General features: G+C 67.6%; 27 protein-coding genes and 1 pseudogene. 7 read left to right on the forward strand and 21 right to left on the reverse strand.

The genetic code is table 11. The features are described 5' to 3' along the window. Positions 1 to 6: 6 nt before the first annotated feature. The 5 genes and pseudogenes from CFB89_RS18420 to CFB89_RS35785 form a co-directional block, all read right to left on the reverse strand. On the reverse strand, positions 7 to 213 hold the full coding sequence (locus CFB89_RS18420) for a hypothetical protein (RefSeq protein WP_089469098.1): 207 nt from the start codon (positions 211 to 213) through the stop codon (positions 7 to 9). A 30-nt stretch (positions 214 to 243) separates the two neighbouring features. Beyond that, the gene (locus CFB89_RS18425; RefSeq protein WP_089469099.1) at positions 244 to 714 is read right to left on the reverse strand and encodes a hypothetical protein; all 471 of its coding nucleotides are present in this window, start codon (positions 712 to 714) and stop codon (positions 244 to 246) included. 12 nt (positions 715 to 726) lie between these two features. Then, complete coding sequence (locus tag CFB89_RS18430; RefSeq protein WP_256979700.1) at positions 727 to 1,275, reverse strand: M35 family metallo-endopeptidase; 549 nt, start codon at positions 1,273 to 1,275, stop codon at positions 727 to 729. Between the two features lie 129 nt (positions 1,276 to 1,404). After that, complete coding sequence (locus CFB89_RS18435; protein WP_256979701.1) at positions 1,405 to 1,959, reverse strand: PAAR domain-containing protein; 555 nt, start codon at positions 1,957 to 1,959, stop codon at positions 1,405 to 1,407. Between the two features lie 197 nt (positions 1,960 to 2,156). Continuing rightward, positions 2,157 to 2,408: pseudogene (locus tag CFB89_RS35785) on the reverse strand (hypothetical protein); the annotation flags it as partial. Between the two features lie 152 nt (positions 2,409 to 2,560). On the opposite strand from CFB89_RS35785, the gene CFB89_RS18440 reads away from it, so the two are divergent. After that, positions 2,561 to 3,070 (forward strand): GNAT family N-acetyltransferase, encoded by a 510-nt coding sequence (locus tag CFB89_RS18440; protein ID WP_089469102.1) that lies wholly within the window; start codon positions 2,561 to 2,563, stop codon positions 3,068 to 3,070. 16 nt (positions 3,071 to 3,086) lie between these two features. Here the strand turns inward: CFB89_RS18440 and CFB89_RS18445 are convergent, their stop codons facing one another. The 3 genes from CFB89_RS18445 to CFB89_RS18450 all read right to left on the reverse strand — a co-directional run bounded on the left by CFB89_RS18445 (position 3,087) and on the right by CFB89_RS18450 (position 5,082). Then, positions 3,087 to 4,040, reverse strand: coding sequence for a leucyl aminopeptidase (locus tag CFB89_RS18445; protein WP_089469103.1), 954 nt, complete (start codon positions 4,038 to 4,040; stop codon positions 3,087 to 3,089). Between the two features lie 58 nt (positions 4,041 to 4,098). Further along, positions 4,099 to 4,221: a hypothetical protein gene (locus CFB89_RS35385; protein WP_006479692.1), complete on the reverse strand. Its 123-nt coding sequence runs from the start codon at positions 4,219 to 4,221 to the stop codon at positions 4,099 to 4,101. Between the two features lie 405 nt (positions 4,222 to 4,626). Next, positions 4,627 to 5,082, reverse strand: a complete 456-nt coding sequence (locus CFB89_RS18450; protein WP_089469104.1) for an Lrp/AsnC family transcriptional regulator — start codon at positions 5,080 to 5,082, stop codon at positions 4,627 to 4,629. Positions 5,083 to 5,198: 116 nt separating this feature from the next. On the opposite strand from CFB89_RS18450, the gene CFB89_RS18455 reads away from it, so the two are divergent. Together CFB89_RS18455 and CFB89_RS18460 are read left to right on the forward strand one after the other, a co-directional pair. Continuing rightward, entirely contained in the window at positions 5,199 to 5,744 is a 546-nt protein-coding gene (locus tag CFB89_RS18455) for an alpha/beta hydrolase (RefSeq protein ID WP_089469105.1), read from the forward strand. A 178-nt stretch (positions 5,745 to 5,922) separates the two neighbouring features. Next, on the forward strand, positions 5,923 to 7,173 hold the full coding sequence (locus CFB89_RS18460; RefSeq protein WP_089469106.1) for a YbfB/YjiJ family MFS transporter: 1,251 nt from the start codon (positions 5,923 to 5,925) through the stop codon (positions 7,171 to 7,173). 11 nt (positions 7,174 to 7,184) lie between these two features. On the opposite strand, the gene hpaC is transcribed toward CFB89_RS18460, so the two are convergent. Beyond that, the gene (hpaC, locus tag CFB89_RS18465) at positions 7,185 to 7,730 is read right to left on the reverse strand and encodes a 4-hydroxyphenylacetate 3-monooxygenase, reductase component (protein ID WP_089469107.1); all 546 of its coding nucleotides are present in this window, start codon (positions 7,728 to 7,730) and stop codon (positions 7,185 to 7,187) included. 350 nt (positions 7,731 to 8,080) lie between these two features. On the opposite strand from hpaC, the gene CFB89_RS18470 reads away from it, so the two are divergent. Next, positions 8,081 to 8,713: a response regulator transcription factor gene (locus CFB89_RS18470; protein ID WP_089436016.1), complete on the forward strand. Its 633-nt coding sequence runs from the start codon at positions 8,081 to 8,083 to the stop codon at positions 8,711 to 8,713. Between the two features lie 12 nt (positions 8,714 to 8,725). Here CFB89_RS18470 and CFB89_RS18475 read toward each other — a convergent pair whose 3' ends face one another. The 5 genes from CFB89_RS18475 to CFB89_RS18495 all read right to left on the reverse strand — a co-directional run bounded on the left by CFB89_RS18475 (position 8,726) and on the right by CFB89_RS18495 (position 12,879). Continuing rightward, complete coding sequence (locus CFB89_RS18475; RefSeq protein WP_089469432.1) at positions 8,726 to 9,469, reverse strand: SDR family NAD(P)-dependent oxidoreductase; 744 nt, start codon at positions 9,467 to 9,469, stop codon at positions 8,726 to 8,728. A gap of 56 nt (positions 9,470 to 9,525) precedes the next feature. Further along, complete coding sequence (locus CFB89_RS18480; protein ID WP_089469108.1) at positions 9,526 to 10,650, reverse strand: amidase; 1,125 nt, start codon at positions 10,648 to 10,650, stop codon at positions 9,526 to 9,528. 31 nt (positions 10,651 to 10,681) lie between these two features. Next, the gene (locus tag CFB89_RS18485) at positions 10,682 to 11,203 is read right to left on the reverse strand and encodes a nuclear transport factor 2 family protein (protein ID WP_089469109.1); all 522 of its coding nucleotides are present in this window, start codon (positions 11,201 to 11,203) and stop codon (positions 10,682 to 10,684) included. Between the two features lie 8 nt (positions 11,204 to 11,211). Beyond that, positions 11,212 to 11,589: a hypothetical protein gene (locus CFB89_RS18490; RefSeq protein ID WP_011356094.1), complete on the reverse strand. Its 378-nt coding sequence runs from the start codon at positions 11,587 to 11,589 to the stop codon at positions 11,212 to 11,214. Between the two features lie 96 nt (positions 11,590 to 11,685). Further along, a complete protein-coding gene (locus CFB89_RS18495) occupies positions 11,686 to 12,879 on the reverse strand; it encodes an acyl-CoA dehydrogenase family protein (protein WP_089469110.1) in 1,194 nt (397 codons plus the stop codon). Positions 12,880 to 13,028: 149 nt separating this feature from the next. On the opposite strand from CFB89_RS18495, the gene CFB89_RS18500 reads away from it, so the two are divergent. Further along, positions 13,029 to 14,576 (forward strand): sensor histidine kinase, encoded by a 1,548-nt coding sequence (locus CFB89_RS18500; protein ID WP_089469111.1) that lies wholly within the window; start codon positions 13,029 to 13,031, stop codon positions 14,574 to 14,576. 50 nt (positions 14,577 to 14,626) lie between these two features. Here the strand turns inward: CFB89_RS18500 and CFB89_RS18505 are convergent, their stop codons facing one another. From CFB89_RS18505 to CFB89_RS18515, 3 genes are all read right to left on the reverse strand, one after another. Continuing rightward, a complete protein-coding gene (locus CFB89_RS18505) occupies positions 14,627 to 15,013 on the reverse strand; it encodes a 2-hydroxymuconate tautomerase family protein (RefSeq protein WP_053526569.1) in 387 nt (128 codons plus the stop codon). Positions 15,014 to 15,192: 179 nt separating this feature from the next. Next, positions 15,193 to 15,696 (reverse strand): aromatic-ring-hydroxylating dioxygenase subunit beta, encoded by a 504-nt coding sequence (locus tag CFB89_RS18510; RefSeq protein WP_089469112.1) that lies wholly within the window; start codon positions 15,694 to 15,696, stop codon positions 15,193 to 15,195. After that, positions 15,693 to 16,976, reverse strand: a complete 1,284-nt coding sequence (locus CFB89_RS18515) for a Rieske 2Fe-2S domain-containing protein (protein WP_089469113.1) — start codon at positions 16,974 to 16,976, stop codon at positions 15,693 to 15,695. The genes CFB89_RS18510 and CFB89_RS18515 overlap by 4 nt, the downstream gene beginning before the upstream one ends. Positions 16,977 to 17,116: 140 nt before the next feature. Here CFB89_RS18515 and CFB89_RS18520 point away from each other — a divergent pair, with 140 nt between their 5' ends. Continuing rightward, positions 17,117 to 18,034, forward strand: a complete 918-nt coding sequence (locus CFB89_RS18520) for a LysR family transcriptional regulator (RefSeq protein ID WP_089469433.1) — start codon at positions 17,117 to 17,119, stop codon at positions 18,032 to 18,034. A 115-nt stretch (positions 18,035 to 18,149) separates the two neighbouring features. Here the strand turns inward: CFB89_RS18520 and CFB89_RS18525 are convergent, their stop codons facing one another. Continuing rightward, positions 18,150 to 19,139 (reverse strand): PDR/VanB family oxidoreductase, encoded by a 990-nt coding sequence (locus CFB89_RS18525; protein WP_089469114.1) that lies wholly within the window; start codon positions 19,137 to 19,139, stop codon positions 18,150 to 18,152. 215 nt (positions 19,140 to 19,354) lie between these two features. Next, the gene (locus tag CFB89_RS18530) at positions 19,355 to 20,758 is read right to left on the reverse strand and encodes an MFS transporter (RefSeq protein WP_089469115.1); all 1,404 of its coding nucleotides are present in this window, start codon (positions 20,756 to 20,758) and stop codon (positions 19,355 to 19,357) included. A 410-nt stretch (positions 20,759 to 21,168) separates the two neighbouring features. Here CFB89_RS18530 and CFB89_RS18535 point away from each other — a divergent pair, with 410 nt between their 5' ends. Beyond that, on the forward strand, positions 21,169 to 22,287 hold the full coding sequence (locus CFB89_RS18535; RefSeq protein ID WP_089469116.1) for a porin: 1,119 nt from the start codon (positions 21,169 to 21,171) through the stop codon (positions 22,285 to 22,287). A 38-nt stretch (positions 22,288 to 22,325) separates the two neighbouring features. Here the strand turns inward: CFB89_RS18535 and CFB89_RS18540 are convergent, their stop codons facing one another. Further along, positions 22,326 to 23,363: a LysR family transcriptional regulator gene (locus CFB89_RS18540; protein ID WP_089469117.1), complete on the reverse strand. Its 1,038-nt coding sequence runs from the start codon at positions 23,361 to 23,363 to the stop codon at positions 22,326 to 22,328. Then, entirely contained in the window at positions 23,360 to 24,331 is a 972-nt protein-coding gene (locus tag CFB89_RS18545; RefSeq protein ID WP_089469118.1) for an AraC family transcriptional regulator, read from the reverse strand. Before CFB89_RS18545 ends, CFB89_RS18540 begins: the two co-directional genes overlap by 4 nt. Positions 24,332 to 24,398: the final 67 nt, after the last annotated feature.

Raw genomic sequence — 24,398 nt, forward strand, 5'->3', positions numbered from 1 at the left:
GGGCATTCAGGTTTGCGGGCCGGTAGACGGAAGACCGGAAAGGTTGCCGGCTTCAATGACCGCTTGCAGTGCGACGACGGCCGCGGCGTGATTGTCGGGACCGCCGAGCGATTCAACCGCGACCTTCAAATAGGCGGCTGCAAGCCCGGTGGCGGTGCGTACTTCGACGATTTCCGCGTCGTGATGCGATACAGCGCCGTGGGATGGGTTCATGGTCGCTTCGTTGATATGGGTCGGGACGGGCTAGCGAATGGCTTTGGATGTCGGCGTCACGCGGGGATCGCCGCACAAGCGCTCGCACCCTCCGTCGCATATCGGGACCAGCGTCACGGCAATCTGATTGAGCGAAAGGCGTCCGTCGTTGTCGACGTCCGGGTGTTTGATTGTCCTTGTATCTACCCAGATGTTCTGTTCACCGATGCCTAACTGGATAAGGTAGGTTTTCAGGGCAACGGCGCGCCGATGAGCGAGGGCGGCAGGATCGCGTTCCCGGACGTAACCTCCTGCATAGACGATCCCGCGTATGCCGACGTTTGGCCAGTTGCGGGCTTCCAGAACCATTTCAGCGATCCGTATCCGTGCCTTGTTGGGGATGTCGGTGGAGTTCAGCGGCAACGTATCCGCCATGTCCGTCGAAATCGTGCAGGCATAGGCGAGCGGTGTTGCGACGAATATCGAAAGCGCGAACAGGTGAGCGAAGAAAATGAGGCGCATTACGCGAGTTCCTTATCCGTCAAAGCCGACATAGCACGCAAGACTGTCCGCGTTGCGAATTGCTTTGTCGGGATTGGATTGTGCCCAGAAGGTCAAACCGATTGACACGCCATACATTTCGTCGGTGGAGTCGAACACATCCGCGAAATGCGTGCATTCGTGAATGAGTGTGAGTAGTTGGCATCCTCGCCAGCGTTGCGCCGGCGGCGATGTGCAGAAATGCGAATAGATCGCGATGATACGCTTCTCGGAATCGGGCTTGCATACTGCGGCATCCGTGTCGCCGTTGTCCGGAAAGACGGTGCACGTGATGTTCCGTTGTTTCTGCTGATCCCATCTGATGACGTTCTCCGGTTTGAGCGATTGCATGACGTCCAACAGCTTTGGCATTCCGAGCCGCAGGGTATCGCGTGCGATGTCGTCGCTTCGGCCGAACCACTTCCGTGCGCGCGACTGCTCGGCATCGTCCCATCGCGCCAGCCCGGCAACGCGATCCTGAATCAAAGGAACGGCCATGTCGCGAAGTCGGACAATCGATGCCCGGAATGTTTTGTTCGACATGTTTTGGCATATCGGTGTCAGGTCCAGTTCGATATCCCGGATCGAGTCCGCTGTCGTATTCGTGGCAACGGTGCCGACTGATTCCCATCCGTGTTCGCGCGGCGGATTCGTACTTCTATTGCACATTGGTTAGGTTCCCCGATATATCTCGATGTCGATTACGTCCTGACCGGATGTCTCGACCCGGCATGTCAGACCTTTTTCATCGGTCCGCCCCTCGACGAGCCGACCTGAAGAGTCCGTGATTCGATAACGGATGTCGGCGAGTGGCCATCCGGAAAATCGATCGATCAACCGGATCTGCTCGTCGTGAACTGCCGGTGCGGGGCACCGGTGGAAGGGACTCGATTCCGCGAGCGGCGCGTTTCCCGACGACTTTAGAAATATCCCAGGGTTGCGGCCTGCAACGACGCGATTTTTCATGCATGGGCACGTGACCCGGTCACCGTCGACCACGACGTTTCGGCCGATTTCTGACATGCCCTGTCCGGAGCCGATAATTTTGAAGGTGCCCTCGCAATTTCCGCATGTCGCTTTATCGCCGCTCAATGCGACACGTTTCCCTTTGTCGTAAATCGTCGAAGAAATTGCGATGACGAAGCCGCGCGTTGTTGTCGGATCGTTATCCCGGACAGCCGCTTTTCTCATTGGGGTCCCCCGCTTTGCCAGTGTTTGTTGTCGCATGTTCGACATCGCCCCACGGTTGCCGAGAATTGACGGCAGCGAGCGCTTACCGACGCCGAACCAGGCAAATGGGGAGAACCGCTACTACTTGGTCATTCCGCAGTTTTCTCCATCGATTTGGAATGCTGATGATAAGGTAGGAGGTTCGCGAAATGCCGTATTATTGAGATGGGATGGCGGTAGATTGTTGCGGATTGTCAGAGTGATCGGGGAGGCATGAATGGCGCGCGGTGGCGTGGATTCAGTCGATTCAGATTGCGACGAAACAGCGCTCGCGAATCGGCCAATGCAGACGTGTCTGCGTGGCCCGATCTGCCCCGACGCGCAAACCTTGCGAGCGTGCGCGATGTATCCCGCGCCGAGCGTAGATAAAACGCCTGCAGCTGAAACACATGACGGTGCGCCCGCGCGTCGGAAAACAGCACTGCCTGGCTACCCGGCTTCATCAACCCTTCGAGTTTCCGCCAGGCGTCCAAGCGCTGATACGGCACGCCGCCAGTCGCATATCGCAGCGCGGCGATAACGCGACCGTCGATGAATCGCGGTACGATCGCTCGTTTGCCCGTCTGGCTTGCCGACATCACCTCACGAGAGCCCCCGCATGATCACGATTCGCCCGATGACCGACGACGATTTCGCCCGTTTCTGGCCGACCTACCGCGCCATCGTCGCTGCTCAGGAAACCTATGCATTCGATCCCGAGCCGGCCCAGGAAGCGGCACGCGCACAGTGGCTCGACGCGCCGCTCTGCACGTGGATCGCCGAAGAGGACGGCGTGGTGCTCGGCTCGTATTTCCTGAAGGCGAACGCGGCCGGCCCCGGCAAGCACGTGAGCAACTGCGGCTACATGGTGAGCGAGGCCGCGCGAGGCCGCGGCGTCGCGCGCCTGATGTGCGAGCACTCGCAACAGGTGGCGCGCGAGCGCGGTTTCCTCGCGATGCAGTTCAATTCGGTGGTCGCGACGAACGAGGTCGCGGTCGCGCTGTGGCAGAAGCTGGGATTCGAGATCGTCGGCCGGGTGCCGCGCGCATACCGTCACGCGCGGCTCGGCTTCGTCGACTGCTTCGTGATGTTCAAGTGGCTCGGCGACGCGGCGGCCGCCGAAGCCTGAGCAACCCGCCGCCGCGTCAGACGGCGAACGCGCCGTCGAACACGATCCGTTCGTCGAGCGCGAGCGTGCCGCGCGCGAAGATCAGGTCGAGATGGTGGCTGCCGTTTTCGCCGCCGCCGAGGCCGAGATGCAGGCCCGGATGGCGTTCCTCGAACCCCGCGTTGCGGCCGTACAGGCCGCGAATGCCGAGGTTCGTGCCGATGCCGAATTCCTCGATCCGCCGGTGATTCGCGTGCCGGTCGAGATAGGTCGTGAAATCGCGCCGGAAGCCCGCATCGCCGGTGTCGAAATCGACGATCGTGCTGTGTTCGACATGCAGCGTCGCGAGCCGCTCGGCCACCTTGTACTTGATCGCGAACGGCACGGTGCCGAGAAACGTGCCGCTGAACACGACGGTGCCGTTCAGGTCCGTCACGTGCGTCGCGATCTCGCCGGGCACGACGTCGAGGTTGCCCATGCCGTCCACGCTCGTCCATTTCTGGTCCGGCGTGAGCGAGCCCGTCAGCGTGTTGCCGGCTTCGTCGATGAAGCGGATCCGCGACGCGCGTGCGGCGGCGTCGATCAGCCGGCCGTTGCGCGCGGCGATGTCGTCGAGCGATTCGGCGAACGCCTCGTCGAGGTGCGGGCCGTAATCCTTGAATAAAACCGATTTGCTCCAGTGTTCGACGATCGCGGGGCGGATCGCGGCGAGAAAGGGCGGCCCGCTCGGCGACGGCGTCGGCAGGCACGACGAGTCGTACAGCAGCACGAACAGGTCGGCGTCGTCGAGCGCGGCGGCGATGTCGGCGGGCGCGGTGCTTTCGAGGCAGAGGGTGGTCGCGTCGAGCGAATCGGGCAGGGCGGAAAAGGCGCGCAACGCGGTGTCGCGGTTGCGGGTGTCATAGCCGACCAGCAGTTTTCCCGATTCGCCGCGTGCCAGCTTGTCGCGCAGCGCCGGGTGAAAACCGAGCGCGCGGTGCAGGTTCAGCATGCGTATCTCCGGAAGCGGCGGAAGGGCCGAGGCCCTTCCGCGAGAACGGGTGGCCCGCTCAGACCGGCCAGAGCGCGGTGCCGAACGGCACCACGGCGTCCTCGACCATCATGTCGACGGCCTCGGGGTGCGTGTCTTCCTGCATCCAGTCAAGCAATTCGATTTGCTGGGTTTCCTGCATGTCAATTCTCCTGTGGTGAACATGAGTGATTCAACATGAAAGCGCGGCAAAAATATTGCCGCTCCTCGTTCGGAATTTTGTGAATGCCGGGCGAGTGGCGTCGATATTAGTCGGACGAATTTACGAATGCAATGCGTTGTATTGTTTTTAGCAGAAGCCTGCTAAACACGAGGATTTTCGATCCACATATTGGAAAACGTGATTAAAACGAGCGACAGATCACGCTTCTTTTTTTTTAAGAAATCGAACCGTGCGCGACGAAATGAATTCGGTTATTTTTAATTTGAATTCAATTGACCGGATTGATGCGATTCATGTCACTCACGAAAACCGTGTGCGCGATCGCCCGGTGCTCGAACCGGTCTGCCGATTCCATGCGTCACGCAGCCGGTCCGCCGGCGAGCGTCATCCGAGCAGCGCCTTTCCGATCGCCTTCGTCGGTTCCGAGCGCAGCACCAGCGAAGTCGTGACCGCGCCGAAGCGGGCAATCGCGTCGATGAGGGTTTCGAGCTGGCCCGGCGTCGGCACCAGCACCTTCAGCAGAAAGCAGTCCTCGCCGGTCATGCGGTGGACTTCGATGACGTGCGGCATCTCGGCGAACGCGCGCAGCGCCGGCTGGATGTGCTCGTGCGTTGTCTTGAGCCGGATGATGGCCATCATGCCCAACCCCAGCGCCGCCGGATCGACCCGCGCGCCGTAGCCGGCGATGATCCCGCGTTCTTCCAGCCGCTTGACGCGCTCCGACGTGGCGGGCTGCGACAGCCCGATGCGCCTGCCGATTTCCGACAGCGGCGTCCGCGCGTTGTCCTGCAGCGCTTCGAGGATCGCAAGATCCAGGCGATCCAGTGCTTCGTCCGGCATGACGGGCCTCCGATACCGTTGATTCATCGGCATTTTGTCTCAATAACCGATGACTTGCCATTCCATGCGGACTCACGCGTGGTCACACTCTGGGCTTCAAGTTGACGGAGGGCGTAATGGATCGAGCGATCGTGATCGTGCCGGGTATCGGCAATTCGGGACCGGATCATTGGCAGAGCCACTGGGAGGCGGCGTTTCCCGCCGCCGCGCGCATCGCGCCGGCTTCATGGGACGCGCCCGATCTGGCCGACTGGATGGCGGCGCTGGACGAGGCCGTCGCGAACGCCGGGGCAGCCCCGCTAGTCGTTTGTCATTCACTCGGGTGTCTGTTGTTCGCGCATTGGCATGCGGTGTCGTCGCGCGCGGTGCGCGGCGCGTTTCTCGTGGCCATGCCCGACCCGGCGGGGCCGCGCTTTCCGGTTGCCGCCGCCGCGTTCGCGAACCTGCCGAACGGCGGGTTGGGGCGCGTGCCGGTGCTGGCGATCGCGAGTGCGGACGATCCGTACGATCCGTCGGGGCGCGCGCTCGAATGGGCAACGGAACACGGCGCGGCGCCGCTTCTGCTCGGCGCGCGCGGCCACCTGAACGCGGCGTCCGGGCTGGCCGGATGGGCCGAAGGGCGGGCGCTGCTGACGGCGTTTGCGGCCGGACTCGGGCGGTAGCGCGTGCCGGCGCCGGCTGGTCTCCCGCGTTTTCCGGCCGTCGTGTCGGGGAGCGGGAACCGGGCGCGGCGCCCGTCGCGGGTATGCCGCTGCCGCGTGTGCCGATTTCGTGGCGGCTCCAGTATGATCGACCGACGGCGGCGTGAGCCCCGGAACCGAACAACGAAGGAGACACCCGATGCGCGTAGTGCCGCAACCGCAGCGTGCCGGCCGCTCGCGGCCGGACGCCGGCGCAACCGATCCCGGCCGCATGGCGGCCTGGCGGCTCGCGATGTGCCTGTCGCTCGGCAGCGCGATCGCGCTCGGCCTCGCACGCTTTTCCTATGCGCTGCTGCTGCCGCCGATGAAGGCCGATCTCGACTGGACGTTCGCGCAGGCCGGCGCGCTGAACACGGCGAACGCGGCCGGCTACCTGATCGGCGCGCTCGCGTTCCCTCTGCTGTCGCGGCGCTGGCGCGCGGGGACGCTGCTTGCCGCCGGTTGCGCGCTGACCGCCGTGCTGATGGCCGCCTGCGGGCTCGCGTCGGACATGCATGTGCTGCTCGCACAGCGACTGGCGACGGGTGTCGGCAGCGCGTTGATCTTCATCAGCGGCGGCGTGCTGGCCGCGCGGCTCGCATCCGCGTCGCCGCGCGATGCGGGGCTGCTGCTCGGCCTGTACTACGGCGGCACCGGATGGGGCATCGTCGCGTCGTCGCTGCTCGTGCCGGCCACGCTCGTGCCACGCGTGCACGGCTGGCAGCCCGCGTGGTTCGCGCTCGCGGCGGTGTGCGTGCTGTTCTCGGCGGTGGCCGTGCTGGCCGCGCGCCGCATCGAGCATGCGCATGCGGCACCGGCCACGCGCGCCGACGGTGCGAAACCGGCGGCGACCGCGAGCCCGGCCCGCTTCGCGCTCGCGCTGGCCGGCTACGGCCTGTTCGGCGTCGGCTATATCGGTTACATGACGTTCATCGTCGCGCTGCTGCGCGGCGCGGGGATCAGCGGCACGGTCGTCGCCGCGTTCTACGTGATGCTCGGCGTCGCGACCGTCGTGTCGGCGCGGCTGTGGTCGGGGCTGCTCGACCGGATGCGCGGCGGCCAGGCGCTCGCCGTGCTCAACGCGCTGCTCGGCGTCGCGACGCTGATGCCCGCGCTGTTCGTGCACCCGGCCGCCGCATTCGCATCGGGCTTGCTGTTCGGCGCGACGTTCCTGTCGGCGGTCGCGTCGACGACGGCCTTCGTGCGGCACAACCTGCCGCCCGACGGCTGGGCGAAGGGGATCAGCGCATTCACGACAGTCTTCGCATTCGGGCAGATCGCGGGGCCGGTCGCGATCGGCTGGGTGTCGGACAGTGCGGGGCTCGCGCGCGGGCTCGTGTATTCGGCATTGACGCTGTTCGTGGGCGCGGCATTCGCGGCCGGGCAGCGCGCGTTGCGCACGTCCGCGTAGTCATGTGCCGGTCACCGCACGCACGCGGTGCGCGACACGCGATGAAACGCGCGGCTGAAGTAGATCAGGCTGTCGCCGTCGTCGCGCACGCGAATCGACGTCGCCTCGATGAACATCACCGAATGCGAGCCGACTTCCTTCATCTCGGCGATCGTGCCCTGCAGGCTCGCGAGCGCATCGCGCAGCACCGGCACGTCCCGTTCGCCGCGATCCCACACGGGCAATGCGAAGCGCTGCTCCATCGGCAGGTCGGTGAGCCCCGCGAAGTGTCGCGCGAGCAACTCGTGCTCGGCCGGCAGCACGTTGATGCAGACCTGACGGTTGCGCTCGAAGGTCGCATGCATCGCGCTCGACCGGTTCAGGCACACGAGCAGCGTCGGCGGCGCGTCGGTGACGGAACACACGGCGCTCGCGGTGATCCCGCAGCGGCCGTGCGGGCCCGCGGTGGTGATCACATTGACGGCCGCGCCGAGATGGGCCATCGCCTGGCGGAAGGCCTTCTGCGCGTCGGTCGGTTCGGCGCGCGCCGGTTGCGGGGTATCGGTCGTTGCGGACATGGGCGCTCCAGGTTGGATGAAGGCGGCGATCGCGGGCGCTGTCGATGCAGCCTCGCGTGGCCGACGATGACCCAAGCGTACGCCGCGAAAAGGCGGCCGACCATTCGCACGATTGGCGATCGGGATGGCGTTCCTGCCGACGCGTCTAAAGGTTCTACCTAGATGCACGCCATCGCGCGCGCAAAAAACCGCGATTGCGCGTTCGCGCGGCACGTGAAGGGGTTTGCAGCGGGTTTTCGGCTCGTTATGATGTGCCGCACCCCCAGCGAACGACGCTCGCGACACGCCGGCCACCGGCGTTGCGCGCGGCGCGTGCGATACCGATACCGACATTCAGCGAGACACCCGCGATGACGTCACCCGCACCGATCGTATATATCGTCGACGACGACGGCGGCATGCGGACGTCGCTCGCGTGGTTGCTCGAATCGGTGGGCATCGCGTCCGAAGGGTTCGCGAACGCGGCCGATTTTCTCGCGCGCTTCGACGTGAACCTGCCCGCGTGCCTCGTGCTCGACGTGCGGATGCCGGAGAAAAGCGGCTTCGACGTGCAGGCCGAACTGAATGCGCGCGGTGCGACGCTGCCGGTGATCTTCGTCAGCGGACACGGCGACATTCCGATGTCGGTACGCGCGCTGCAGAACGGCGCGATCGATTTCGTCGAGAAGCCGTATAACTCGCAGCAGATGCTCGAGCGCGTGCAGCGCGCGCTGCGGCTCGCGCAGCAGCGGCACGCGGTGAGCCAGCGTCACCGCGAGCTGCGCCAGCGGCTCGATGCGCTGACCGCGCGCGAGAAGGAAGTGCTGCGCGGTGTCGTGGACGGCAAGGGTAGCAAGCAGATCGCGTCGGATCTGTCGATCAGCGTGAAGACCGTCGACGTGCATCGCGCGAGCATCAAGGAGAAGCTCGGCGCGACGTCGATCGCCGCGCTCGTGCGCGACGTGATGGTCGTGTGGGGCGACGACGGCGCGTCGTCGCGATGAGGCTCGGCGCGTTCAGCGCATGTACAACCCGCCGTTGATGTCCCAGCACGCCCCGTTCGCGAAATGCGCGTCGCCCGATGCGAGCAGCACGGCCGCATCCGCGACGAACCGGGCCGACCCGAGCTTGCCGCCCGGCAGGCTCGCGAGCACCTGACGCAGTTTTTCGGGCGCGACGCTTTCGTACACGATCGGCAGATCGAGCGGCCCCGGCGAGATCGCGTTGACGGTCACGCCCTGCGCGGCGAGATCGCGTGCGAACACCTTGGTCAGCGTCAGCGTGCCGCCTTTCGCGGCCGCGTAGTGCGCGCCCGTCGCGGAGCCGCCGTTCTGCCCGGCGAGCGACGCGATGTTGACGATGCGGCCCGCGCCGCGCTGCGCGAAGTACTGGCCGAACACCTGGCAGCCGAACAGCACGCTGCGCAGGTTCACGTCGATCACGTGGTCGAACTGCTCGGCCGTGATCTCCATCGCCGGCACGACCTTCGATGCGCCCGCGTTGTTGACGAGCACGTCGATCGTGCCCCAGCGCGCGACGAGCGCATCGCGCGCCGCTTCGAAATCGCGTTTCGACGTGACGTCGAGCGGCAGCGCGATCGCGCGTTCGCCGCTCGGGTCGAGTTCGCGTGCATGCGCTTGAACGGCGTCGGCGGCGATGTCGGCCAGTGCGACGCGATAGCCGGCCGCATGGAAGCGTTCGGCGAGGACGGCGCCGAGCCCGCGCGCGGCGCCGGTGACGAGGACGACTCGATCTGACATGGTGTGGCGTTCCGTGGTTCGCGGGCGCACGCCTGTGGCGGCGCTCGCATCGTGGTTCATGCGGCCAATGCCGCTTCGAAGTGTGCCGCGATCGCGCAGACCCGTTCGTCCGCGCCCTTGCGTCCGACGATCTGCAAGCCGGCCTTCAACGGCGAACCGGCGAGCGGCAGCGGCAGGCTGAGCGCCGGATGGCCGCTCAGGTTGAACGGCCGGATCAGCGACGACATCGCGATCACCGAGACGCCGTCGCGGGCCTGTTGCAGCGTGATCGGCAGTGCGGGCAGCGTCGGCAGCACCAGCACGTTTGCGTGTTCGAGCGCGGCATCGACCTGCGCGGTGAAGCGTGCGCGCACGGCTTCGGCTTGCGCGAGCGCGGCCGGTGTCGTCGTCGCGGCCGTGCGCAGTCGTGCGTCGAGATCGGCGCCGAGCTTGCCTGTTTCGACCAGATGACCGAACGCGCGCGACGTTTCCGCATTGATCACGGCCAGCCCTGCCGCGAACGCGGCCGGCATTTCATCGAGCACGACCGTATGCGAACGCAGACCCGACGCGCGAACGGCCGCATCGAGCGCGGCCGCGATCGCCGGATCGGCTTCGACGGCGAGTTGCGCGACCGTGCAGCCTTCGACGGAGGCGCTCGCCTGCGCGCGTTCGAAACCCGGCGCGATCGCGGCCATCACCGCGACGAGCGTGCGGATCTCGCGCGCGAACGGCCCGACGCAATCGAGCGTGGTGTCCGCGGGCGCGACCCCGCGCCGCGACACGCGGCCGAACGTCGGTTTCAGCCCGGCCACGCCGCAGCACGCGGCCGGCCCGCGAATCGAGCCGCCGGTATCGGTGCCGAGCGCCGCGTCGACGGCGCCGAGCCCGACGAGCGACGCGGAACCGCTCGACGAGCCGCCCGGAATGCGCGTGGCGTCCTGCGGATTGACGGGCGTGCCCGTGTAGTCGTTGATGCCGGTCATGCCGAACGCGAGCTCGTGCATGTTCGCCTTGCCGGCGATCTGCCAGCCGGCGTCCAGCAGCAGGCGGACCACGTCCGCATGCCGCGCGGCGGGCGGCGCATCGGCGAGCGCGCGGCTCGCCGCACGGGTCGGATGGCCGGCGATGTCGATCGTGTCCTTGATCGCGATCGTCGGGCCCGGGCCGCCGAGCGTGAAGGTGTCGATGAATCCTGTCATGGTCGGTATCGTGCGAAAGCAGCGGGAAACATCAGGCCCGTGGCGCGGCGGCGAGCGGCCACGGGCCGTCGAGCACGCGTTCGGTGCGGAAATGGCGAATCAGCCAGGCGGAGCCGTCGGCGGTCGGCGTGAAATCGATCGTCAGCCGCGCGGCGATCAGTTCGGCCGAGCCGTTTGCGTAGCGCGACGCTTGCAGCATGATCCAGCGGCCGCGCGCGCTGGCATGGCCGGCGCCGATCTCGATCGACTCCGACGTCAGAAAGTGCAGGTTCGCCGAGAAATGCGGATCGGGCGGCAGATAGCGGCCGAGCATCGCGACGATCGCGGCCGTGCCTTCGAGGCGGCCGAACTTCTTCGTGTACTGCGGGCCGATGCCTTCCCACACGGCGTCGGCCGTGAACAGTTCGGCCAGCGACGGGCCCTCGCCAGCCGCTTCGGGCACGTCGCACAGTGCCATGTAGCGCGTGATCGTCGCGCGCACCGCGCGCTCGGCGTCGAGCGTCGCGACGCGCTGCGTGAGCGCGTTGATCGCCGCGGGAGACAAGTCGATCATCGCGCGCCTCACGCCGCGGGCTTCGCGGCCGGCGGCACGGTCAGCGCGCGGCCGACGCGTGCCTCGATCTTGCCGTAGCGCCACAGGTTGTATTCGCCGACGGGCGTCGTGCGGTACAGGTTGCACACGGCGACCGTCGTGTCGAAATCGGCGACGTCGGCCATGATGTAGAAGGTCCACGGCGCGCCGTCGGCCTGGCCGACCACGAGGCGGTCGTCGTCCATCACGCCGAGCACGCGCACGCCGGGCATCGCTTCGACGGCCGCGAGCATTGCACCATACGCCTGCCACACTTCGCCGATCTTCTCGCGCGGCAGGTCGAAGAAATTCTGCGACACGCCGCAGCAGAACAGCACGCGCAGCGGCAGCGGATTCGAATCGGACATATCGGGTTCTCCAGAGGGATCGGTGGGGTGCGCGAGCCGGCCGGCGACGGTGCGGCGGCTTCATGCGCGTTCATCAAAAGTGTCGGTCGATGCCGGTTACAGATAGCCGGGAAACGGCGTGGCGCCGGTGAACACCGCGCCCGCGCCGTCGAAGTTGCCTTCGGCGAGGAACGCGTGCTGCGTGACGACCATCGCATCGCGCAGCAGCCGCTGCAGCGGATGCGACCGATAGATCGCCGCCGTGCCGCCGAGGCGGTATGCGCGCTCGACGACGCTCGCGCCTTCGCGGGCGATCTGCGTGGCCGCGAGCCGCAGCAGGCTGACCTGATCGGGCGTCACCGCGTTGCCGGCGAGGATCGATTGCCACACGGTATCGGTCGCATCGTAGAAGAACGCGCGCGCCGAGCGCAGTTGCGCTTCCGCCTTTGCGAGCTCGATGCGGAAATACGCGCGATCGGCGAGACGCGGCGCGCCGGTCGTCGTCTGGCGGCCGCCCGACATCCGGTTCACGACGTCGAGCGCCGCGCGCGCGAGGCCGAGGTTGACGACGGCCAGCACCTGCGCCGCATACGCGACGGTCGGGTAGCGGTACAGCGGCTCGTCGACGGTCGCCTCGCCGCCGCGCACGAAGGTCCACGCCTCGGGCACGAAGCGGTCGTTCACGCGCAGGTCATGGCTGCCGGTGCCCTGCATGCCGACCACGCTCCAGTTCTCGACGATCTCGACGTCCGCGGCGCGGAATACGGCCGTGCGCGGCTTGTTCGGCGCGGCGTGCTGCGCGCCGGGCACCGCGATGCCGACGCCGAGCCAGTCGGCGCCCTTGCAGCCGCTCGCGAATTTCCACGTGCCGTTCACGCGCCAGCCGCCCGGCGCGTCCTGCGCGGGCTGCACCGGGAACAGGCCGCCCGCGAACACCTGGTCCGGGCCGCTCGCGTACAGCTCGGCCTGCGTGTCGAGCGGCAGCGCGGCGAGATAGACGTTCGCGGAGCCGAAGCTCGCGACCCACGCGGCCGAGCCGTCGGCGGTCGCGATCCGTTCGATCATGTCGAGGAACGCGGTCGGCGCGAGCGCATCGCCGCCGAAGCGGCGCGGCGTGCCCGCGCGATAGATGCCGGCCTGCTTGAACAGCGCGATCACGTCGCGCGGCACGTGCGACAGCCGGTCGAATTCGTCGCGGCGCGCGGCGACGGTTTCGATCACCGCGTCGAGCGGCGACAACGGCGTGGCCGCGGGGCGTGCCGCGGCCGGCGAGGTCGGCGCGGATTCGATGGCGAGGGCGGCTTGCGGCATGAAAGTCTCCTGGGGATGGGGGCGATGTCGATGTCGGTTGTCGGGGGCAAGACGATGCAGCCAGTCTAGAAACGCCGAAAACACGCAGCAATTGGTGCGTTGGGCCGCGCGACTGGTGACGCTCCGTGCCGGCCTAAAGAAATCTTCAGATGCGATCGGCGCGCGCCGGTGCTATGTTGGGTTTCCGGCCGCGCGATGCCGCGCGCCTTCCTCCGAATCCGATCATGAGTTTTCCCGACGAAGACGATTTCCACCGGCTGCTCGACGCGCTGACCACGTGCGTGCTGCTGCACGACGCGCGCACCCGGGCGATCGTGTGGGCGAATCGCGCCGCATGCATCGCGCTCGGCTTTTCCGTCGAGGAATTGCTGCCGCTGAAGGCGCCGGACATGACGCGCCCCGAACCGAAGTACCGGCGCGAGATCGCGGTGAGCGCGTGGGATCGTGCGCTCGTCGATGGCCCGCAGGTGTACGAATGGTGCTATCGCTCGCGTACGGGCGTCGACATGCTGTCCGAGGCCACTGCGACCTACGTGCCGCTGCGCGGGCGCGACGTCGTGATGGTGCAGTTCCGCGACATCAGCGCGGAAGAGGCGGTGCGCCAGCAGTTGCGCCGCTACGAGGCGCGGCTGCGCGAGTTCATGCAGGATCTCGACGAAGGGATCGCGGTCGTGACGCCGCACGGCGGTGTGCAGTTCATTAGCGAGTCGGGCCGCCGCGTGCTCGGGCTCGCGCCCGACGAGCCGCTCGGCGAGGTGCTCGACTACTGCTCGGCGGTCGATCGCGACCGGCTCGTCGCGCAGTTGCGCGACGCGCCGTCCGCGTGCCCGTCCGCGCCGCAGCGCTACCGGATCGTGCGGCGCGACGGCTCGGCATGCTGGCTGCGCATCCTGTGCCGGCAGGTCGAGATCGAAGGCGATCTCGACGGGCTGCTCGTGCAGTTTCGCGACGTGAGCGACGAAGTCGCGATCGAGGACGCGCGGCGCGCCGAGGCGCGGATGCTCGAATACGCGGGCCGCTACAACGCGATGGGCGAGATGGCGACCGTGATCGCGCACGAACTGAGCCAGCCGCTCGCGGCCGTGCGCAATTTCATCGAAGGCGCGGTGCGGCGGCTGAACGGCAACGGCGCCGTCGACGACGCGATCTGGGGGCTGCGCAGTGCGGACCGGCAGGCCGAGCATGCGGCGCTGATCATCAAGAGCGTGCGCGAATTCATCGTGAAGCGCGAGCCGGTCGTCGCACGGGCCGACCTGCGCGACATTCTCGCGGACGTCGCGTACTTCATCGAGCTGCGCGCGAAGGAGGCCGGCGTGACGGTCGCGATCGTGCAGGCCGACGCGCCGCTGCCGATCCGCTGCGAGCGCGTGCTGATCGGGCAGGTGATCCTGAATCTCGCGTTCAATGCGATCGAGGCATTCGCCAGTTGCGAGCGCGTGCCGCGCACGCTGACGCTCGGCACCGCGAATGTCGATGGGCACGCGCAACTGCGTGCGATCGACAACGGGCCCGGTATCGCCGAAGGCGCACACGACCGGCTGTTCGACGGCTTCTCGTCGTCGAAGGCCGGCGGCAACGGGATCGGGTTGTCGCTGTGCAAGAGCATCGTCACGCGCCACGGCGGGCGAATTGCCGCGAACCCGGCCGCGGGCGGCGGGCTCGACTGCCGCGTGACGCTGCCGCTCGCCGACGGTTGAGCGCAACCGCACGGACGCGTGGCGGCGAGGCAGCGACGCGCGACGCATGGTCAGCGTCCCAGCGCTCGCGCGGTCTGGCCGCCGATGCCGAAGTCGGTGTTCGGAATGTCCTTGATGATCACACGCGTCGCCTGCAGCGGCGCATCGAGCACGTTCGCGCCCGCGTCGGACAGCGCGGCGATCAGCGCGCGCTTCTGTTCGTCGGTGCGCCCGGCGATCAGGATCGCGACGATCACCGGCAGCGACGGCGGCGCGCCGTCCGCGGCGCTGCGGCCGCCTAGGCCGATATGCGTCGCGGGCAATTCGGTGAGCAGCACGCGCACCGATTCGATCGGTGCGCCGATCGCGTCGACGGTCGCGTGGCTGAGTCGTGCGATCAGTTCGGCCTTGCGCGCGTCGTCGTGGCCGGCCGGCAGGAAAACTTCGAGTGTGGGCATGAGGGGCCGGAAAGGTGAAGGTGACGGGCTCACCGTTGCGTGAGCGATGGCGAAGCGCCCGCCGCTGAAAGGTGAAGGTGACCGGTTCACCTTTGCGCGGGCGACGGCGAACCGGCAGCCGCTCACAGGTGAAGGTGCCCACCTCACCATTGCGTTGGCGACGGTGAGCCGGCCACGGCTTACAGCAGGAAGCCGATCGCGCTGAGCGCTTCGGTCGAGTCGATCAGGCGCACGACTTTCTCGGCGATCCGCATCTCGCCTTCGGCATCCACGTGCAGCTTGTGCGTGACGTCGGCCGCGAACAGCGTCGCGACGCCGCGCTTGTACGCGACCACGACCTGCGCCGATTTCAGCTCGACGTTATCGGCGCTACCGCTTTCCAGCGTGAAGCGCGACACGGTGCGCACCGTGCGCGCCGCGTCGGCGGCCGACGCCGAATAGCCGGACACCATCCGCTGCACGCGCTTCTCGCGCATGTCCTGGTCGTCGAACACGTAGTTCAGCGTCGCCGCGAAATCGGTCGCGTCGGGATCGATCGGCACCACGTAGTGGCCGGCCGGCTCCCACAGGTCGAGCCACGCGCGGTAGTCGCGGCGGTCGAGCATCTCGGCTTCGCGCCACACGAATTCGACCGCGCGGGCGAAGGTCTGCTCGGAAAAGAGGGCGTTGCGGTCGTCCATCATTGCTGCTCCATCATGTTGCGCCATTGCCGGTAGGCCTCGCGCATGCCGGTTTCGTCGGTCGCGTGCGCGGTCTTTTCGCCGTTCGCGGCGGTCGTCTCGCGGTTCAGCCCGCGATTCACGAGGATCGGTACGTCGGGTCCCGCATGCGCGCCGCGCTGCACGCGCTCCCACGCTTCGGCATCGTCGGGGCTGCCGAAGCCGAACGGGCCCTGGAAATGCTCGTGGATGCGCAGCCGCTCGCGGTTCGCTTCGTCGGGGCCGCCGTCCATCGCGAGCGCGACGTGGCGGATCTCGGTTTCGTTCGCGGAGATCGGCCGCAGCACGCGGAAGAACGCCATCGACAGCGCGAGGTTCGGGAACAGGTTCAGGTTGAAGCCGACGCCCATCAGCGAGCGCACGATGCGGCGCACCGCTTCGGGCGGGTGACGCTCGGCGAGTTTCGCCGCGAGCGGCGCGAAGCGTTCGGGCAGCGGTGCGCCGTCGTCTTCGTCGAGGTCGATCAGCTCCGGCATCAGCACCGCGAGGCTGTGGCCGTTGCCGAGCGCGCGGCAGAACGCGTGCTCGCTCGTCATGAAGCTCGTGATCGCGGCGGCCGTCTCGTCGTCGATCGACTTCATCCACGACTTGTGCACGACCGGGAAGTGATAGAGATCGGTGGTGTTCTCGAGCTGGATCTTCCAGTTGCCCTTGAACTTGAACTTGTGCTCGCCGTTCGCCTTGATCGGGTAGCCGGCGCCCTGTTTCATGAACAGGTCGATCCACGGCTTCGCGCCGCCGAGGAAATCTTCCAGCGGCTCGATCGCATCGTTGAAGCTCGCGAAGATCAGCCCCTGGTACACGCCGACGCGCAGCTTTACGAGCGGCAGGTCGCCTTTGTCACACACGCCTTCGTAGCCGTCACCGTACGGCAGCGCGCGCAGCGTGCCGTCGAGTGCGTACGACCAGCTGTGATACGGGCACGTGAAGCCCTTCGCGTTGCCCTTGTGCGCTTCGCACACGGTCGCGCCGCGATGGCGGCAGCGGTTCTGCAGCACGTTGACCTCGCCGGTCTTGTCGCGCACGACGATCACCGGCTGGCGGCCGATCGTCGTCGTGACGAAGTCGCCCGGGTTCGGCAGTTCGCTCTCGTGCGCGACCCAGATCCAGGTGCGGTAGAAGATGCGGTCGAGTTCGGCTTCGAACAGCGCGGGATCGTGATACATCGCGGGCGCGATGCGGTCGGGCTGCGCGAGGCCGTGCAACGCGCGGGTGTCGATCGTCTGGTAGGCAATGTCGCTCATCGTCGTCGTGGGGAAAGAGTCGCGAAAATCGGGCCGGGCTGTGCGCGGCGTCCGAAGACGAGTCTCGTCTTCTGCCGCATATCGGTCAAATTGATCTAAAATCGATAATCAAATAAATGCGGCAAATGATGGAGGTCACGATGACATCGGTCGATCATCTCGATCTGAACCTGTTGCGCGTATTCCAGGCGATCGTCGAGGAACGCAGCCTGACGAAGGCCGGCGAGCGGCTTGCGTTGTCGCAGCCGGCCGTCAGCTATTCGCTCGGCCGGCTGCGCACGCTGTTCGACGATCCGCTGTTCGTGCGCACGCGTTCGGGGATGCAGCCGACGCCGGTCGCGCTCGAACTCGCGGGCATCGTCGGCAAGGCGCTCGACATGGTGCGCGTCGCGCTGCGCTACGCGGAGCGCTTCGATCCGACCACCAGCACGCGCACGTTCCGGCTGTCGCTGTCGGATGCCGGCGAGATGGCGTACCTGCCGGCGATCTGCCAGGCGTTGCGCGAGCGCGCGCCGCGCGTGACGCTCAGCGTGCAGCCGCTGCCGGTGGAGGAGATCGAGGAAGCGCTACGCGCGAGCCGGCTCGATTTCGCGATCGGCAACCTGCCGGAATTGATGCCGCGCACGCGCCACCAGGTGCTGTTCGAGGAAACCTACGTGTGCATGACGGGGCGCCGGCGCGGGCTGCCGACGGCGGCCGCGCTGAGCCTCGAGCAGTTCGTGCGCGCCGCGCACGTCAACGTGAAATCGGTCGAGCACAGCCACCACGCGCTCGACGACGCGTTGCGCGTGCAGGGCGTGGGCCGCAACATCGCGCTCGAGGTGCCGCACTTCGTCGCGCTGCCGAGCGTGCTGTCGGTCACCGATCTGTATGCGACGCTGCCGAAGCGGCTCGCGCAGATTCTCAATCGCGACAATGCATTCCGCCTGTACGACCTGCCGGTCACGCTGCCGCCCGCGCCGGTGACGATGCACTGGCACGAGCACTTCCACGAGGACGAGGGCAACGCGTGGATGCGCGCGCTGCTCGCCGAGATCGTCGAGCGTTTCGACGAGTGATGGTCGGGCGGCTCCCGCACGACGCCACCGCCGTGGCGGAGTGTCCGTCGCCCGCGCGCCTTTACATCAGTCAATCAGTAGATCGGCGCGGCAACATGGCGGCGCGCTCGGCGCATCAGAGATCGAGCACGAGCACCGCCGAGCGCGCGCGCGACACGCAGCAGCAGATCACCGTGTTGCTCGCGCGCTCGGCCTTGCTCAGGCAGTGGTCGCGATGATCGGGTTCGCCGTCGAGCACCGGCACCATGCAGGTGCCGCATACGCCTTCGCCGCATGACGTGTCGACCTCGATGCCGATCGCCGCGAGTGCGTCGACGATCGACGTATCGGGCGCGACGCGCACCGATTGACCGCTGCGTTTCAGGCGTACTTCGAAGCCATCGGCCGGGCTCGCGCCGGCTTCGGCATTGCCTGCATCCGCGGCGACGGGATCCGCCGCGAAGCGTTCGAGATGAATCGCATCTTCCGGGATTCGCTCGGCCGCGGCCGCGACAACGGCATCCATGAACGGCCCCGGCCCGCACGTATAGACATGCGCTTTCAGATCGATCGACTCGATGCAGCGGCCGAGTTCGGCCGCGAGCGCATCGGGCTCGACGCCGTAATGAAACGTCACGCGCGACGCGAACGGTTCGGCGGACAGTTCGTCGACGAAGGCGGCATGCTCGCGGCTGCGTGCGAAATAGTGCAGCCGATAACGCGCGCCGCGCTTGTGCAGCGCATACGCCATCGACAGCAGCGGCGTGATGCCGATACCGGCCGCGACCAGCACGTGCTCGCTCGCGTCATCGGTCAGACGAAACAGGTTGCGCGGCGTGCCGATCGACAATTCCGCGCCGACGCTCACGTCGTCGTGCAATGAACGCGAGCCGCCGCGCGACTGCGCTTCCTTCTTCACCGCGAACAGATAGCTGCCGCGCTCGTCCGGGTTGCCGCACAGCGAGTATTGCCGCGTGATGCCGGACGGCGCGGTGACGTCGATATGGGCGCCCGGTTCGTACGCGTCGAACGGCTGGCCGTCGACGCGCGAGACCCGGAAACAGCGGATGTCCTGCGCCGCGTCGATCAGCGCGTCGATCCGGACCTGGTGGCGGTTCGCTTGCATGGGAAATTCCGTGGGGGAGAGGAACGCGGCGCGGCAGAGCCCCGCGCCGTCATGCGATCGAGAATAGGGATGGGCATTGCATAAATCAAATCGATTAAAAAGCGATACCGGAATAAGTGGGATGGATGATGGTGGGCGTGCCGATTGTCGCCGGTCAGCGTTGCGGCGATCGCGCGGCCGGTGCGCCGACCACGCGATCGGTGAACCGAGCGACTTCAGCGAGCGGCAATGGCGTTGCTGCCGTCGACGGCCGCGTCAGCCGGCACCGCGGCCGCTGCATGACCGCGTTCGCGCTCGAGGCTGCGGCGGTAGTGGCGGCAGCCGGCGGCGAGCAGCAGCGCGGCGAGCGTGGCCGCCGCGACGTTGACGATCGACATCGAATGACCGACCGCGGCCGGCGCGCCGAACACGCGGTCGGTAAACAGCGCGACGACGGTCGTGCCGATGCCGAGCGCGATCAGGTTCGACACGAGCAGGAACAGCGCGGAGATCTGCGCGCGCATCTGGTTCGGCGCGAGCGTCTGCATCGCGGCGGTCGACGTCGGCATCGGGAACGACGCGAAGAACATCGCGATCACCAGCATCGCGAGCGACGCCGGCATGCTGTCGAGCTGCGTGAACAGCGTCGCGGGAATCACCATGCATGCGGCGCCGATCGCGCCGGCACGCATCGGCGCATCGCCGCGGCCGCGCCGCAGGAGCCAGTCGTTGAGCCAGCCGCCGCAGAACACGCCGGCTGTGTTCGCGACCAGCAGCACGATGCCGAGCGTGTAGCCGGCTTCGACGGCCGTCATCCCGAAGCGGCGGATATAGAACGCGGGCGTCCAGCTCAGCAGGCAGTACAGCGTCATCGCGTAGAACGAGAAGCCGAGGTAGTGGCACGCGAAGGTCGCGCGATGCGTGCCGACGAAGCGCAGCGAATCGCGCATCGACACGCGCCGCACGGCGCCCGAGCGATCCTGCGCGAGCCCCTTGCGCTGCGGGTCGCGCACCGTCGCGGCGAACAGCAGCGCGACGAGGATGCCCGGCAGCCCGACGATCAGGAACGTTACCTGCCACGCATGCACCCGCCCGACGACCGGCAGCGTGAATGCGCTCGCATGCTTGAGCAGCGCGATCACGTAGCCGCCGATCAGGAACGCGATGCCGCCGCCGATGAACGAGCCGAGCGAATACACGGCGATCGCGCGGCCGAGCTTCTCCTTCGGGAAGTAGTCGGCGAGCATCGAATACGCGCCGGGCGACAGCGCGGCCTCGCCGACGCCCACGCCCATCCGTGCGACGAACATCTGCACGAAGTGCTGGCTCATCCCGCACGCGGCGGTCGCGACGCTCCACAGCGCGATGCCGAGCGAGATGATGCGCGGGCGCGCATAGCGGTCGGCGAGATACGCGACCGGCAGCCCCATCACCGCGTAGAACAGCGAAAAGGCGAAGCCGTTGAGCAGGCTGAACTGCGTATCCGACAGGTGCAGGTCGCGCTTGATCGGTTCGATCATCAGCACGAGGACCTGGCGATCGACGAACGAAAAGACGTACGCGAGCATGCAGATGACGACGACATACCATTCGTACGTATAGCGCTTGCCGTCGGCAGCGCGGGCCGTGGATGCGGACATGCGGGTTCTCCAGGAGCGGGCGGTGGAAAAGCGCGGCATCGGCCTCGCGGGCCGGGCGCCGTCGCGGCACGAAAGCGTGCGGATGACACGATCGGAGACGCAGCGTAGTCGGCCAATTTCGGCCGCCATAGCCGGAGTGACAGCCGCGCCACACGGACATTTACCGACCCGGATAAAGAAAACACCGAGGCCGTGCGCGCGGGCCGCCGTGCAGCGCGCGTGCGGCGGGGCCCGTGCGCGTCATGCGGCCCGTCTATAAGCGTTATAGAGCGCATTGCGTCGACGTCCGAAATTGTCGTTCCTAGACTCGGCCCGGTTTTGATCGGCAGCGTTCGCATCCGAAAGCGAACGCGCTTCACATCGAGCGGCGCGAGGCCGACAGGCGCCGCAACTTCTACGGGACGACGCAGATGAACCAACCGAACGGGCGGGCCGACCGGCTTGCCGTACCGCTTGCCGCGCTGCTCGCGAGCATGACGCTGCCTGCCGTCGCGCAATCGAGCGTGACGCTCTACGGCCGCATCGACACCGCGATCGAATACGCGAACGCCGGGCCGAATCACGTGACGCGCATGGGTAGCGGCAACCTGTGGGCGTCGCAGTGGGGGCTGAAGGGCGTCGAGGATCTCGGCGGCGGCTATGCGACGATCTTCAAGCTCGAGGACGGCTTCAACGCGGCGAGCGGCGCGTTGTCGAACAGCAGCGCGCTGTTCGGCCGCGAGGCGTGGGGCGGCATCACGGGGCCGTTCGGCGGCGTGCAGTTCGGCGAGCTCTATACGATCCTGCATACGACGCTCGTCACGTACAGCCTGCCGGGGCTCGGCGCGGGGCTCGCATGGGGCAACGCGACCAACAACTTCGTCGGGCCCGCGTTCCTGCGCGTGCGCAACGCGATGCGCTACACGTCGCCGCGCTACGCGGGCTTCATGCTGCGCGCGATGGCCGCGCGCGGCGCCAACGGTGCAGCCGGCCAACCGGCGACGCTCGGCGATACGTACGGCGCCGGCATCAACTACGTGCGCGGCGGATTGTCGATCGACGTCGATACCATGCAGCAGAAGTTCAGCCCGGTCGCCGCATCGACGCTCGGCGCGACGAGCACGGCCGCGAACGGCAACTACACGCTCGGTGCAATCTCGTACGACTTCAACGTCGTGAAGATTGCCGCGCTGTACCTGCGCCATCGCGGCGGCCCCGACGTCGCGACCGCGATCGACAGCCTGAGCGCGTATCCGCACAGCGACATCATGGAACTGAGCGCGACGGTGCCGATCGGTCGCGCGTCGCTGTTGCTGAGCGTCGGCCATTACCGGAAGGTGGCCGACAGCGACGGCAACGCCGATTCGTACGGCATCCGCTTCGACTATCCGCTGTCGAAGCGCACGGTGCTGTATACGGGCGCCGCGATGGTGCGCAACGGCGCGCATGCGCGCTTCGTCGTCAACGGGGCGGCCGGCGGCGGCGTCGCCGTCGCGAAGCCGGGCGCGACCGCGAGCTCGCTCGTCGCGGGCATCCTCACGTCGTTCTGAGCGTGTCGGCGCGCCCGTGCCCCTGCTCGCTTGCGCCGCTACGCGCAGGCGGGCGGCTGCGGCGCGAGCCATGCGTCGAACGGCGCCTGCTCGCCGATGTTGAACAATTCGAGCAGCAGCGCGCGCAGCCAGCGGTGGCCGGGGTCCGCATCGAAGCGGCGATGCCAGTACGCGTTGACGGTCCATTCGCCGGCGCCGGCAATCTCGTACAGCACGCACGGCTGGCGCGCCGCGAACGTGATCGCGATCGTCTCCGGCAGAATCAGCGCGTAATCGCCGTCCTGCAGCAACGCCGGCACCACCATGAAATCGGGCAGCGCGGCGCGCACGCGCGGCATCAGTTCGTGCCGTTCGAGCAGTTGCATCGACTGCGGATGCGACGTGATCGCGACGAAGCGCAGCGTGTCGGGCGCCGTGCCGTCGAGTACGAAATCGGCGGCCAGCCCGATGCGTTGCGCGGTGCGGCGCGGCATCAGCAGCACGCAGCGCTCGTGCAGCAGCGCGGTGCGCTGGAAATGGCTCGACGCATCGGCGAAATGCCCGAGCGCGAAGTCGATGCGCCCCGATTCGAGCGCGACGTTGAGCTGGCATTCGTCGACGTGCAGCGTCTCGATCACGGCGCCCGGCGCGCGCCGGGCGAACGCGGCGAGCAGCGTCGGCAGGAACGCGCTCGCCGCGAAATCGCTCATGTGCAGGCGGAACACGCGCTGCGTGCTGTCGGGCGTGAAGCGCGAGCCTTCGTCGAGCACGTCCTGCAGGATCGCGAGCGCCTTGTCGACCGAGATCGCGAGCCGTTGCGCGCGCGGGGTCGGCTCGACGCCGGTGCCGGTGCGCACGAACAGCGCGTCGCGGAACATCAGCCGCAGCCGGCCGAGCGCGTAGCTCACCGACGGCTGCGTGACGCCGAGCCGCAGCGCCGCGCGGCCGACGTGCCGCTCCTCATAGACCGCGCGAAACGTCTTCAACAGGTTGAGATCGAGATCCTGCACGCGCAGGCCGTCGGCGGAGTCGTTGTCGTGCGGCGCGGAGTCGGGCCGAGCCAAGGCGGCGGGGCGGCCGGGAGCGGAGAGCGTCATCGTGTTTGCCTCGCGGTGACGGAAGGCGCGTGGCCGTAACGCCGCGCATACGCCTTCGCGAAATGGCCGAAGCCAAGGATGCCGTGCGCGATCAGCACGTCGGTCACGCTGCGCGCGTCGCCGCGTTGCAGCACCGCGTGCACGGCGGCGAGCCGGCGCTCGCGCACGTACGCGGCCGGCGTGGTGTGCAGGAACGCACGGAATGCATGCTGCAGCGTGCGCGGCGCGACCTCCGCGACGGCCGCCAGCGTGGCGAGCGCGAGCGGCTCGCCGAGGTGCGCGTCGACGTGCGCGCACGCGCGCCGCACGTGCGCGGGCAGCGGTGGCGTGCCGCGCAGCAGCGCGTCGCTGTAGGCGTGCGGCAGGTGCGTGAGCAGCAGCGACATCAGCCACGCGGTAAGGTCGGCGCCGAACACCGGCGACGCGGCGATGCCCGGCTGCGCGCCGAGCCGGCACAGGTACTCGAAGGTCGGCAGCATGAGCGCGGCGCCTGCGCCGGCGCCGCCGGCTGCCACGTCGAATTGCAACGGCCGCGTGAGCGTCGCGTGCAGCATGTCCTGCAACTTGCGTTCGAGCGCGCCGCGTTCGAGCCGCAGCACGAGGTTGCGGCAATCGGGGCTCGTACGCAGGCGGCTCGCGAGCGCGGGCGACGACACGGTCAGCTCGCCGGGGCCGGCGCGCGCGACGACGTTGCCGGCTTGAAGCTCGCACGCACCGGCGAGCGTCAGCCGGAACAGGAAGTGATCGGCGTCGTCGCCGAACTCGATGCGCGTTTCGCGGCCGTAGCAGAGTTCGAGCAGCGCGCCGTGATGCAGCGGCACCTCATATAGCTCCGCGCGAAACGGATCGCGGCTGGACGCGGCCATCCGGTGCGGCCCGAGCCGATGCGCGACCGCGCGTTCGACTTCGTCGGGCGCACGTAGCGTGCCGAGCCGGTTCGGCGCATGGCGGGAAAGGGCGATGTCCATTCGTAGACCTCGTAGCGGATGCGGGGGCGATGCGGCCTGCGCCGCGCCGCGATTGCGTTGCGCGAAC

The organism is Burkholderia sp. AU16741, assembly GCF_002223345.1.
GTDB lineage: Bacteria > Pseudomonadota > Gammaproteobacteria > Burkholderiales > Burkholderiaceae > Burkholderia > Burkholderia sola.